This window comes from Algibacter marinivivus (assembly GCF_003143755.1).
Taxonomy (GTDB): domain Bacteria; phylum Bacteroidota; class Bacteroidia; order Flavobacteriales; family Flavobacteriaceae; genus Algibacter_B; species Algibacter_B marinivivus.
Genome location: NZ_QFRI01000001.1, coordinates 42222 through 57127 on the forward strand (window position 1 = coordinate 42222; position 14906 = coordinate 57127).

4 protein-coding genes are annotated in these 14906 nt (G+C 32.2%); all 4 read left to right on the plus strand.

What is annotated here, in order from left to right:
- The 4 genes from DIS18_RS00245 to uvrB all read left to right on the plus strand — a co-directional run bounded on the left by DIS18_RS00245 (nt 1) and on the right by uvrB (nt 14832).
- On the plus strand, nt 1-2454 hold the full coding sequence (locus DIS18_RS00245) for a T9SS type B sorting domain-containing protein (protein WP_109351046.1): 2454 nt from the start codon (nt 1-3) through the stop codon (nt 2452-2454).
- 149 nt (nt 2455-2603) lie between these two features.
- Nucleotides 2604-7511 (plus strand): T9SS type B sorting domain-containing protein, encoded by a 4908-nt coding sequence (locus DIS18_RS00250; protein ID WP_245925549.1) that lies wholly within the window; start codon nt 2604-2606, stop codon nt 7509-7511.
- Nucleotides 7512-7650: 139 nt separating this feature from the next.
- The gene (locus DIS18_RS00255; protein ID WP_109351047.1) at nt 7651-12801 is read left to right on the plus strand and encodes a T9SS type B sorting domain-containing protein; all 5151 of its coding nucleotides are present in this window, start codon (nt 7651-7653) and stop codon (nt 12799-12801) included.
- Between the two features lie 27 nt (nt 12802-12828).
- Nucleotides 12829-14832: an excinuclease ABC subunit UvrB gene (gene uvrB / locus DIS18_RS00260; RefSeq protein ID WP_109351048.1), complete on the plus strand. Its 2004-nt coding sequence runs from the start codon at nt 12829-12831 to the stop codon at nt 14830-14832.
- Nucleotides 14833-14906 lie beyond the last annotated feature (74 nt).

The window sequence follows — 14906 nt, forward strand, 5'->3', positions numbered from 1 at the left end:
TTGAAATTTTATTTGAGACTTAGTATAGTCAGTTTTTTTTTACTGTTTACCTCTCATATTCTAAGTCAGTCTCCTAATGACTGTGGTAATGCTATAATCACATGTGGAAATTCTGATATTAATTTAAATGTAAATGGTGGTGGTGCATTAGAAGAAGTATTTGAAACAAGTGATTGTGGTAGTAGTGAAAACAATAGTGTATGGTTACAAGTAACTCTTGTAACAAGTGGTACTCTAGGGTTTACTTTAACCCCGAATAGTACTGCTATTACAGAAGATTATGATTTTTTTGTTTATGGTCCTAATGTTACATGTGGTAACATTGGAAGAGCAATTAGATGCTCAACTACCCACCCACCAAGTGCCGGTTTAAGTTATAATTCAACTGGAATGAGGGACACTGAAACAGACCCTTCAGAAGGTCCCGGTCCCGATGGTAATAGCTTTGTAAGATCGTTAAATGTAAATGCTGGTGAAACCTATTTTATAGTAATAGACAGACCTGAAGGTAATAGTTCTTTCAATTTAGAATGGACGGGTACAGCTACCTTTTCAGAGCCTCCAACTAATGAGGCTAGCACTAATGGAACTGCATTAGATTTTGAAAGGTGCGATGATATTACACCTTTTTCAGATGGTTTTACAGAATTTAATTTATCAGACAATAATGCTCCTATAATGGGTACACAAACTGACGTTACAATAACATATCATGCTTCTGCAAGTGATGCTAATATTGGTATTAATCCTTTATCTAGTCCTTACAGAAATATCACAAACCCCCAAACCATTTACACTAGAATAACAAATAACACAACCGAATGCTTTGAGTTAACAGATTTTCAATTGAACGTTAATCTTGGTCCAAGTTTTATAGCTCCTACAGACTTTATTTTGTGTGATAATTTAGATGATGGTAATGATAAAAATGGTCGTGTTATTTTTGATTTATCATCTAAAAACAGTGAAATATTAGTAGGGCAAAATCTTAGTGATTTTAATGTGTTTTATTACACATCAAGAGCTAATGCAGAAAGCCGTACTGGAGCACTTTCAAATTCGTATTATAACAACACCGTTTTTAATGAAACTATTTTTGTTAGAATTGAAGATGCAACAAATCAAAATTGTAGAAGTTTTACTGAACTAAATTTAAGAGTAAATGAAGCACCTAATTCATTTAATTCACTATTAATACAATGTGATGAAGATGGTTTAGCTGATGGATTAACTACTTTTAACCTTAATGAAGCTAATGATGAATTAACAGGTGGTATTACAGATAGGTCTACTAAATTCTATACTGATACAACTAGAACTAATGAAATTAACGGTGACTCATTTAATAATACTGTAAACCCTCAAATTATATATGTTGAAGTAATCAATGATTTAACAGGTTGTATAAGCAACTCCGAATTAACACTAGATGTTACAGCAACCGACTCCAACAATGCATTTTTATCCATATGTGATGATGATGGTAATGAAGATGGATTACACATTTTTGATTTAAACACTGCCAACAATACTATTCTTAATGGTTTACCATCTGGTTTAGACATTGTTTATTTTGAATCTTTTAATGATGCTATTTTAGAACAAAACCCATTAAATACGGTATACACTAATACAAACCCATATTCTCAAACAATTTATGCTCGGGTTGAAAATGCAAACGATTGTTATGGAATTAGTCAAGTTTTTTTAACTGTTTTCCCATTACCAGATATAAAAATTGATGATTTATTTTATTATTGTTTAAATGACTTCCCTGTGATAATAACCATTGATGCTGCTGTAAGTGGCAATCCTAATGATTATACATACAATTGGTCAAATGGAGATACCACATACGAAATCCAAATAAATACACCAGGAGTTTACACTGTTACTGTAACAGATATTAACAACTGCTCAAAAACAAGAACCGTAACTGTAGAACCTTCTAATATTGCTATTTTTGGTATGCCTCCTTTTGATGTTATTGATGCATCACAAAATAATTCTATCACAGTTTTCGTTACAGGAGAAGGAACTTATCAATATAGTCTAATTGATGAAAATGGAAATACAGTTTCTGATTATCAAGACAGTAATATTTTTGAAAACATTTTTCCAGGTATATATACAGTTTCAGTTAGAGATATTAAAAATGATTGTGGTGTCATTAATAATGATGTGTCTGTTATAGGTTTTCCTAAGTTTTTTACACCAAATAATGATGGGGTTAATGATGTCTGGAAAATATATGGTGTATCCAGTATGTTTCAATCCAATACTAAAGTTCAAATTTTTAATAGATTTGGTAAACTTATTAAACAGTTGGACCCAACAGGAGAAGGATGGAATGGACTTTTAAATGGTAGAAAATTGCCTAGTGACGATTATTGGTTTGCAGTAACATTACAAGATGGTAGAGTGTTCAAAAATCATTTCACCCTTAAAAATTAAGTATTTATATCAAAAAAACCAATTAAAATGCATTTTATCCGATTTTTTTTGCGTTTCATCTGAAAAAAGTCTATTTTTCGCCCTTAATTAGCCCCAACTAATTGTAATACTTAACCAAACAAAAACGAACTAGAAAACACCTACAGGTTATGAGATTTATTTGTTTCATCTTACTTATACTATTTTTTAATAGTCATTTTGCATTTTCTCAGCAAATATCGGTAGATGATTCTGTTGGTTTACAATCACTAATACAAAATAATTTAGTAAATGGTTGTGTTGACATAACTAATATAAGCTCATCTGTAAATGGAACTGCTAGTGGACTTTCAAGTTATGCTTACTTCGAAAGATCAGGCTCAAACTTTCCTTTTGAAAATGGTATAATGCTTTCTACAGGAGCTGCTACATCTGGTGGGAATTCTGCTGTAACACCTACACTTAGTGAAGGCTCTACAACTTGGGGAACAGATCCTGATTTAGAAGCAGCTTTAGGAATTACCAATACAGTAAACGCCACATCTATTGAATTTGATTTTGTATCCATTTCAAATCAATTTCAATTTAATTACTTACTAGCTTCTGAAGAATATTTTGGAATAAATCCGTGTCAGTTCTCAGATGGTTTTGTATTTCTAATTAGAGAAGCAGGTACAGCAAACCCATATCAAAACATAGCGATAATTCCTGGTACAGCTACTCCAGTAAACACAAACACAATACATGATGAAATTTTTGGTGTTTGTCCTGCACAGAATGATCAATACTTTGATGGATACAATATTGGAGATACAAATTATAATGGTAGAACAACTGTTTTAACAGCATCTGGTAGTATTTTACCAAATGTAACTTATCATATTAAATTAATAATTGCTGACCAGACAGATGGTACATTTGACTCTGCCGTTTTTATAGAAGGTGATAGTTTTAGAATTTTAGATTTAGGAGATGATATATCAACATGTTCAAGTTCTGCTACTTTGGATGCAGATTTACAAAATCCGCTTGCTTCATATGCTTGGTATAGAAATGGTAACATAATTACTGGTGCAACAAGTCCAACTTATGTTGCAGTTCAAGATGGTACTTATCGTGTTGAAGTTGGTGTCCCTGTTAATGGATCTACTTGTGTAGAAACTGATGAGGTTATTGTGGTTCTAAATACTGAAGAGCCTATGGATCCCGTTACTGATTACCAATTATGTGATGATTCAAGTGGTAACGGTATAGAAATTTTTGATCTTTCAAGTAAAGATGCTGAAGTTATTGCTAATGTTCCATTTACAAACTACAACTTTAGCTATCACTTATCAGATAATGATGCTAGATTAAATATTAACCCAATACTAGCTCCCATACCAAATAGCATGAATCCGCAACCTATTTTTGTTAGGGTTCAAGATTTAGATAGTAACTGTTTTTCTTATACTACATTTAATTTAATAGTAAACCCGCTTCCAAATATTGTAACTCCAACAACTTTAGAAGTTTGTGATGGAGATGACACACCAGATGGTTTTGCTATTATCGATTTAACACAAAAAGATGATGAAATAACATCTGGACAAATCAATTTATTTGTTACATATCACTATAATCCATTAGATGCGAGTACTGGTAACAATCCTATACCTTCTCCATACATTAATACGAACACACCTAACGAGCAAGTATATGTTAGAATTGTGGATACAACAACAGGTTGTGAAACTACTACTACTCTAGATGTAGAGGTAACTGTTAGTCCTGTTGTGAATAGAGACACACAATATCTTGATGCTTGTGATAGAGATTTAGATGGAGATGCTGCCTTTGATTTAACTCAAGTAATTGCAGATATCTTAAATGGTTTAACCGGTGTAACTACCACATTTCATAGTACCTTTGACGATGCTGAAATGAATATTAATGTTATAGCTGATGAAACTAATTATCAATATACAAATGCCGTTATAGAACCCGGATCTGCTACATTATATCTAAGAATCGAAGACAGTACTACTGGATGTGCAACTATAGTTCCCTTTGAAATTCATACCAATTTACTATTAACAGGAACAGATACTGGAGATTTTGCGCTCTGTGATACTAACGACGATACTACAGATACTTTAAACTTTGATTTAAATACTGTTGAAACATTTATTGCAAATGATTTACCTAATTCTATAACCGTTACTTTTTATGAAACTGAAAATGACAGAGATAATGGTACCAATGCATTAGACAAAACTACACCTTACGCAGCTTTAAGTCCACAAGTTCTTTATGTTAGAATTGAAGATGGTGGCTGTGTTGAAAATACACAAATAACATTATTAGTAAATCCAATATTACTTTTTGCTAACGTTACAATACCATATTGTGATGATGATGATGATGGAATTGCAAGTATAGATTTACAGTCATTAGATAATACAATCACTGGAGGAAATACTAATTTCACGGTTACCTATTTTTCCAATAATACGGATGCCCAAAGTAATAATACAGCAAACCAATTACCACCTTTTTATAATAATACAAATTCTACTGAGACTTTATATGCACGTATAGAAAATATAGATTCTGGTTGCTCAACAGTTAATCCTTTTCAAATAGAAGTTTTGACAGCGCCAACTACAAATCAACCATCTAATGAAATTGTTTGTGATAATGATCAGGATGGTTTTTCAATAATTAATCTTGAGAATAAGATTGATGAAGCTGTTGCTAGTAGAACTGGTTTAAATATTGATGTTTTTACATCTTTTGATGATGCTGATAATAATGTAAACCCTATTCCTGTTGCAGATAGAAGTACTTATAATACTAATACGCAAACCATCTTTATTAGAGTTGAAGATGGTGTAAGCGGTACAGGGTGTTATGCAATTACTTCATTTGAAGCCATAATAAACACGCTTCCTGTATTTCCTACAATAAGTAATTTTCAAATCTGTGAGGATGATGGTGATAGTTTTGCTGATTTCTTATTAGTTGATAAAGATACTGAAATTCTTGATGGACAAGCTGGTAAAGAAGTATTTTATTTTGAAGATGCAGCCTTTACAATGCCTATTGATAAAAATAACATCTATCAAAATACAACTAGTCCGCAAACTATTTATGTGAGGGTAGAAAACATTTCAGACCCAACATGTTATGGGACAGATTCATTTATATTACAAGTATCTCCAGATCCAATTTATAACCCAGTAATAGATTATTTAATTTGTGATGATGCAAGTAACGATGGACTTAATGAATTTAATCTTGATGAAAAAGCTGATGAAATAAGAGCAGGATCGCCCGATATGTTAAATATTTCATTTCATTTATCTCCTACTGAAGCAGATACAAATTCTAACCCATTACCTTCTAATTATACCAATGTAACTAATCCACAAAGTATATATATAAGAATTGAAAGTGATGATTCGTTATGTCATATAGTTGAAGAATTAGGTATAAATATTATTGCACCACCTCAAGTTACAGTTGGTACACCAAATATCATAAATTGTGATGAAGACTATGATGGTGTTACAAGTTTTGATTTAACCTTATATAATATTGATACAGTAAATAGTGATTTTGAAGTTTTAGATAGAGTAAAAAGCAACCTAGAACTAAACTATTTTGAAAATTTATCAGATATAAATCCAAATGATGGATTAGATAATTCAAATGAAATTACAACACCTACAAGTTTTAATTCTAATGCAAAAACAGTATATATAAAAATAGCTAATACACTAACTGGTTGTTTTACAGTGATTCCTTTAGAACTTATAATTAATTTACCTCCTGCAACAAATGCTATCGGTACTATTCAAGTTTGTGAGAATGACACTAATAGTTATGACTTATCACAAGTAAACAGTATGATTGTGGATGATCCTTCATTGGTTAATATCTCTTACCACAATACACAAAGTGATGCTGACGATAACCTATCCCCTCTAAACACAACTTTTAACTATACAGCAAATAGTCACACTTTATTCGTTAGAGTATCGGATATAACTACTGGCTGCCACATAGCCCCATCTTTTGTTTTACAAATAAACCAAAACCCTGTAGCCAACACACCACCAGATTTGGTAGATTGTGATAATGATTATGATGGTATTCAAAATTTTGATTTAACAGCAAATAATAGTATTATTTTAGGAGGCTTAAACCCTTCTAACTATACAATAACATTCTATGAAGATTTAGCAAATGCTGAAAATGAAATAAACGCTATTCCAAACACTTTTTCTGCTGTTGATGGTGATACCATATTTGTTAGACTAGAAAATAATAGTACTGGATGTTTTAACACAACACAATTTAGTATTCGTATTAACCCTTTACCAATTATTCCTATAAACGATATAGTACCTCTTTGTAACAATGATCCTGTTTTAATTAGTGCTGATACAGGTATAGCTGGCGATACTTATCTATGGTCTACTGGTGAGACTACTAATGAAATTATAGTTTCTCCTGCAAATGCTGGTAGTTATTCTGTAACTGTAACTAGACCAAATATCATAGGAAATGATTGTTCTTATACGCATACCTTTGATGTTATACCATCTGATGAAGCTGAAATTATAATTACACCAACTGTTGATTTTGCTGACCCTAATAGAATAACTGTAGAGATAAACAATTCTAGAATTGGAGATTATGTTTTTATCCTTGATGGTGGAGAACCACAAACATCAAATATATTTGAAGACGTCTCTTTTGGTGCTCATATTGTTACCGTTAGAGATTTAAATGGTTGTATGGATGTTTCTCAAGACGTTTTTGTTTTTGATATTCCAAAATTTGTAACACCTAATAATGATAATGCTTATGATACATGGCATATAGTAGGCGCAAATCAATTACCAGGAACCATCGTTTACATTTACAATAGACATGGGAAATTAATAAAAACACTTCCACATTTTTCTCAAGGATGGGATGGTACTTATAACGGTGAGAATATGCCATCTGATGACTACTGGTTTTCTGCTGATATTGTTCAAAATGGCGAATCATTCAATATTAGAGGCCATTTTGCTTTAAAAAGATAAACTTTCATTACAAAAACAAAAAAACTCTTCGCATTTTAACCTATGAAATTAAACCTTCAAAGGTTTTATAAGTCCAATAATATTAAATGTTATATTTTAGTTTTCTAAACATTTTTAAATTATTACTTATTTAAAAAAAATGCCTAAGAATCGACTTTTACAAAGTTTTATATTTATAATAATTATCCTTTTAAGCTTTAAAGGCTTTTCTCAATTAAGCAAAAAGCACTACATCCCACCTTTAACTTATGCAGATGAAATCAGCTCAACCCCTCAAGATCAATATATTTACTTATCTACACCTAGGAATGTAGACGTACCCTATACTATAAAGCCGATGGGGCAACCCGCAAGTAATTATATTACTGGTGTAGTTAGTAATAATAATCCTCAAGAAATTTTTATAGATTCTGGTGCTTCACAATTATTCATGCCTCCAGATATAACTAGTCGAGTTACTACCGACAGAGGTTATATAATTGAAGCGGATGATGTTATATATGTTTCTGTAAGGGTTAATGCAGGATTCCAAGCTGGTGCTATTGTTAGTAAAGGTGTTTCAGCCTTAGATACTAGTTTTAGAATTGGAACATATCCTAATGAAAACCCTCAAAACAATTACCTGAACTTTGTATCGGTAATGGCTACAGAGAATAATACACAAGTAGAATTTAGTGACTTACCTAATGGTTTAATAATACAAGGCTATACTGGTACTACCCCAGTAAATACAGTTTTAGACGAAGGGGAAAGCTATACTTTAGCGATAAATAGTTTAGATACCAGTATCAATAGAGATGGGCTAATTGGCTGCTTGGTTACCTCTGATAAGCCTGTAGTTGTAAATTGTGGGTCGGCCAATGGAAGTTTTGGTAATGGAGGCGCTAGAGATTATGGTATAGATCAAATTGTTGGTGCCAGTAAAATAGGAACAGAGTATATTTTTGTTCGAGGTGATGGAACAGATGCATGGGAAAACATCCTCCTAGTTGCCAACAGTGATAATACTTCTATATTCGTAAACGGAAATAATACCCCAATAGCTACAATTAATACAGGAGATTACTATATAATTGAAGGTGACAGTTTTTCCAACATGGGCAATATGTTTGTGCAAACTTCGCAACCTGTTTTTGCATACCAAGGCGTTGGAGGATTAAGCAATAATGGAAGCCCTTCTGAAGCTAATCAAGGCATGTTTTTTGTACCTCCCCTTAGTTGTGAAACTCGAGGGAATCTTGATAATATTGCAAATATTAATCAAATAGGCGGTCAGCCATATGAAGGTGGAATTACCATAGTTACTACAATCACAGCTAATATTACAATAAGATCTTCTATAGATGGAAATATAAATCCAGGGACTGCAAATGTTGTAACTGGAAACACCAATTATATAACTTATAAAATAAAAGGTATTCGAGGTAATATTACTGTAGAAAGTGATGATGAACTTTATTGTGCTTACTTTAATTATAGTGGTGCAGCAACCTCAGGTAGTTTTTACTCTGGTTTTCCATCCCCACCAGAAATAAATTTTGATGCACAATTTGCCACTCTTGGAAACTGCATTCCAAACATAACTTTGGAAGCAGCTAATACTGAAAATTTCGATAGCTTTAAATGGTTATTTGATGATGGTTCTGGTTTTGTGGATTTAATGATTCCAACTCCTCAAATCATGCCCTCTCAACCAGGAAAATACAAGTTAATTGGTATTATTACTTGTACAGGAGAAGAACTTGAATCTATCGAAATCCCTATTAGTATATGTCCAGATGATAGAGATAATGATGGTATTATTGACAATATAGATGTTGATAATGATAATGACGGAATATTAAATTGTGAAGAATCTAGAGGAAATGCTGTATTAAACACCAGTAACCTTAATATACCTGAATTAATTTTTCAAGATAATACTAGAGATAATTCTATTGCTATTGGTAACTATACACAAGCAAATGATTCTGGAAACACAAATGCATTTAGCGGAAATAGTTCTGGCGGGTTTACAAGCATTTTAGGAAATGCTTCAAACGCTGAAAACAACTATAGTATATCATTTACAGAACCTGTCAATATTAAATTTGAAGAAACTATTTCATTACCCAATACTAATATACAAGATGAATATTTTATAGCTAGAATTCTACCTATTAATAAAAATATTACTTTAGTAGATCCAGATGATCATTTATTAGTTGACAGTAATTTTGATGGTATTTTTGAAACTGGTGTTACACAAATTTCAGGGTCTGAAATTCGCTTTAAAATTAACCCTACACCCAACGGAACAACACCATATCAGTTTTTAGGAAATCAAATAGATGGATTTACATTTATTCATAAACTTGAAAATGGTTCAGTGTCCTCAATTTTCACTGGAGGTCTTTCACTTACCTGCTTTAAAAAAGATAGCGACTTAGATGGTATTAAAGATGCTTTCGATTTAGACAGTGATAACGATGGTATTCCTGATATCATAGAAAATCAAGGAACATTAATTACACTTTCTGGAGTTGATGCAGATTTAAATGGTTTAGATGATGTTTTTGATATTACTCTATTACCAATTGATACTGATAACGATACAGTTTTAGATTTTTATGATCTAGATAGTGATAATGATGGAATTTATGATTTAATTGAAACTGGACAACTTGGGACTTTATCTGATACCGATTTAAACGGTATAGAAGATGGACCAACTTATGGTATTAATGGGTGGGCAGATGCTGCTGAGACCTCACCAGATAGTGATGTAATTGGATATACGTTAAATGACTTAGATAACGACACTATTTTTACCTATTTAGATTCTGATAGTGATGGCGATGGATGTAATGATGTTATTGAGGCTGGCTTTTCTGATGGGAATTCTGATAATTATTTAGGAGATAATGTCCCAACAACTAGTGTATCTGGTTTGGTAAACAATGCTTCAGACGGTTATACTCTACCAAGTAATAATTACTTAAATTTCTCGCCACTCTCAATAACAACACAACCTATAGATACTGAAATATGTGAAGCAGCTAATAGTTCAATGTCTGTTGTTTCTGCAGAAGCAGAAAGTTATCAATGGGAAGTTAGTACAGATGGCATTAATTGGAATCCAATAATCGACAATGCTATATATAGTAATTCTCAAACTGCAAATCTAGATTTTACAAATACACCATTAACATTTAACAGTAATAGCTATAGAGTAAAAATTGATAGAATTGGAAATAGCTGTGGTTTATATTCTGACGAAGTAAATCTTACAGTGAACCCCTTGCCTATTGTAACTTCACCTGTAGTCTTAATTCAATGTGATGATGATGATCTTACAACTTTAGGGTTTAGTCCTTTTAACTTGACTGAAGCTAATAATGAAATTTCTATTAATGCAGTAAACGAAATTTTTACTTACTTTGTGACACAGTCTGCAGCTATTTCAGGAGATATAACAAGTCCTGATTATATAAACAACCCAACAACCTTTATAAACAGAACAATAAGCTCTGATGTGGTTTGGGCTAGAGTTGAATCATCTTTTGGATGTGCTTCAGTTTCTCAATTACAGCTTAATGTTTCAACAACAGTAGTACCTCCAACTTTTGTAGTAACATTTAATCAATGTGATGATTTTCTTGATATTGATGGCAATAATAATGCAAATAATGATGACAGAGATGGTATAGCATCTTTTGATTTTAGTAGTGTTACGGCTACTATCATAGGTTTTATTCCTCCGGGGCAAAATATACTTCCTCCTAGATACTATAGAAATGAAGCTGATGCATTAGCTGAAATTAATGAAATAACTGACCCTTCAAATTATAGAAATATAGGATATCCAGGTTCTCAACTTATATATGTCAGAGTTGATAGTGCTATCTCAAACGATTGTCTAGGTTTAGGTGCTCATATTTTATTAAATGTTGAAGCCTTACCTGTTGCCAATCCTGTTAGTATAGCTAGTGAGTGTGATGATGATAACGATGGGGAGTTTGCTTTTGACACCTCACAAATAGAGAGTACTATTTTAGGAACTCAAAACCCTTCTGATGTTACGGTCGAATATTTTGATGAAATAGGAACTCCTTTACCAAGTCCGTTACCTAATCCATTTATTACTGAAACTCAAACCGTAACTATTCGAGTTACAAACAACACTACTTCTGCTCCTGACGGTCCTTGTTATGATGAAACCACTATAACATTCACTGTAGATGTACAACCAATTGCAAACCCTATATCAGATCAAATAGTATGTGATGGAGATTCAGGAGATATTGATGATGATGGCATATATCCTTTTAATACTTCAAACTTTACAAATACTATTTTAGGTTCTCAAACCGGAATGGAAGTATATTATGACTATACTGATGAAAATGGTGTTTTTCAATTAAATAAATCAAGTTTACCAAACCCTCTTATTTCAGGAAATCAAACAATTACTGTAGAAGTTGTAAATCCAATTAACAGGTTTTGTGTTGCAAATACTGATATTAATCTGGTTGTAAATCCTTTACCTGAATTTACTGTTGATACGCCTAGAATAGTTTGCTCATCTGACCCTACATTTACAATTGAGCTAGAACCATTTGAAGTTAATACTTCTGAAGTTTTTGATTATGAATGGCTATGGAGTAGTTTGGATGGAGTAACAAATAATCAATTTGTTTCTAATGATAGATTAATTACAGTTTCTACACCTGGAACATATACCATTACACTAACTAAAACTGATGGTACTGGATGCGCTAGGTCTAGAGAGGTTTATGTAGATGCATCAGAATTGGCTACAATAACAACTGACGATGTAACCATTGTTGATCTTACTGAAAACAATTCAGTTACAATAGATACTACAAGTCTAGGCCAAGGAAATTACCAATTTGCTTTACAAGAAGAAGGTTCAACGTTTATAGTTTATCAAGATGAACCAGTGTTTAACAATGTAAAAGCTGGATTTTATACCATACATGTAAAAGATGATATTTGCGGCGTTTCTACTTTGGATATTTCTGTAATTGGCTATCCAAAATATTTTACGCCTAACGGAGATGGAATAAATGAATTTTGGAGAATTCAAGGTGTGAATGAAAATTTTCAACCCAATAGCACCGTTTTAATTTATGACCGTTATGGTAAATTGTTAAAACAGTTATTAGTTCAATATGATGGTTGGGATGGTTCATATAATGGAGCTATTTTACCTACTGACGATTATTGGTTTCAAGTTTATTTAGAAGATGGTAGACAATTTTCTGGTCATTTTACTCTTAAGCGATAGCACATATATTTTGCGTAATTTTGCAAAATGAAGTTTAAAATTGAATCAGAATTTAATCCCACTGGAGATCAACCTCAAGCTATAAAACAATTAGCTTCAGGAATAACTTCAAAAGAAAAATATCAAACTTTACTTGGTGTTACGGGTTCAGGAAAAACTTTTACTGTAGCCAATGTTATTCAAGAAGTTCAGAGGCCAACACTAGTTTTAGCTCACAATAAAACTTTAGCAGCTCAATTATATTCTGAATTTAAGCAATTCTTTCCTAATAACGCCGTAGAGTATTTTGTCTCTTATTACGATTATTATCAACCTGAAGCTTATATACCTGTTTCTGGAGTGTATATTGAAAAAGATTTATCAATAAATGAAGAGATTGAAAAAATGCGATTAAGCACAACCTCTTCCCTTCTTTCTGGAAGGCGAGATGTTTTAGTTGTAGCTTCAGTTTCTTGTTTATATGGTATCGGAAACCCAATTGAATTTCAAAAAAATGTTATTACTTTAAAAAGAGATCAAGTCATTTCTAGAACACAATTATTGCATCAGCTTGTTCAAAGTTTATATTCTAGAACTGAAGCCGATTTTAAACATGGTAATTTTAGAATAAAAGGAGATACTGTAGATATTTTTCCGAGTTATGCTGACGATGCTTTTAGAATTCACTTTTTTGGCGACGAAATTGAAGAGATTGAATCTTTCAACATTCAAACTAATGAAGTGGTTGAAAAATATGATAGGTTAAATATTTATCCTGCCAATATGTTTGTTACATCACCAGAGATCTTACAAGGTGCTATCAAAGATATTCAAGATGATTTGGTGAAACAGCATGACTATTTTAAAGAAATAGGTAAACATTTAGAAGCTAAACGATTAAAAGAGCGCACTGAATTTGACTTGGAAATGATTCGTGAGTTAGGGTATTGCTCAGGTATAGAAAATTATTCACGATATTTAGATGGTAGAGCTCCGGGAACAAGACCTTTTTGTTTACTTGATTATTTTCCAGATGATTTCTTAATGGTTGTAGATGAAAGTCACGTTACTATTTCTCAAGTTCATGCCATGTATGGAGGAGATAGAAGTAGAAAAGAAAACCTTGTAGAATATGGTTTTAGGTTGCCCGCTGCAATGGATAACAGACCTTTAAAATTTGAAGAGTTTGAAGCCTTACAAAATCAGGTTATTTATGTTAGTGCTACTCCTGCAGATTACGAATTACAGAAAACGGATGGTGTATATGTAGAGCAAGTTATAAGGCCAACAGGTTTATTAGATCCCATTATTGAAGTACGCCCAAGTTTAAATCAAATCGATGATTTAATAGAAGAAATTCAACTACGAATTGAAAAAGATGAACGTACTTTAGTTACAACACTAACTAAACGTATGGCTGAAGAATTAACTAAATATCTTGATAGAATTCAGATACGATGCAGATATATTCATAGTGATGTAGATACCTTAGAACGTGTAGAAATTATGCAGGATTTACGTAAAGGCTTATTTGATGTATTAGTTGGAGTTAACTTACTTCGTGAAGGTTTAGATTTACCTGAAGTTTCTCTAGTTGCAATCCTCGACGCTGATAAAGAAGGGTTTTTACGTTCTGCCCGTTCTCTAACACAAACTGTTGGTAGAGCAGCCAGAAATTTAAATGGTAAGGCTATAATGTATGCAGATAAAATTACTAAAAGCATGCAAAAAACTATAGACGAAACTGAATACAGGCGCGAAAAACAAATAGCATATAATACTGAAAACAATATTACCCCAAAAGCATTAAATAAAAGCTTAGATAATGCCTTATCTAAAAACTCAGTAAGTACGTATAGTTATGAGTTAGAAGCTCTAAAAGCTGCTGAACCTGAAAGCGAGTATTTAAGCAAGCCTGAGTTAGAAAAGAAAATAAGAGAAAAACGAAAACTTATGGAGGAAGCAGCAAAAGCATTAGACTTTATAATAGCTGCTAAACTTCGTGATGAAATAAAAAATTACCAGAATAAACTAGAAAAGCTAAAAGTATAAACTTTTAGCTTTTCGATAATTTACACAACGTAAATTATAATCAACACTTGCTTTTTATATTTGTGTAAAATCTA

Bases quoted from the DNA above. Each gene is read 5' to 3' on its own strand.
- DIS18_RS00250 (WP_245925549.1), top strand. From the start codon at position 2,604: ATGAGATTTATTTGTTTCATCTTACTTATACTATTTTTTAATAGTCAT.
- uvrB (WP_109351048.1), top strand. From the start codon at position 12,829: ATGAAGTTTAAAATTGAATCAGAATTTAATCCCACTGGAGATCAACCT.
- DIS18_RS00255 (WP_109351047.1), top strand. From the start codon at position 7,651: ATGCCTAAGAATCGACTTTTACAAAGTTTTATATTTATAATAATTATC.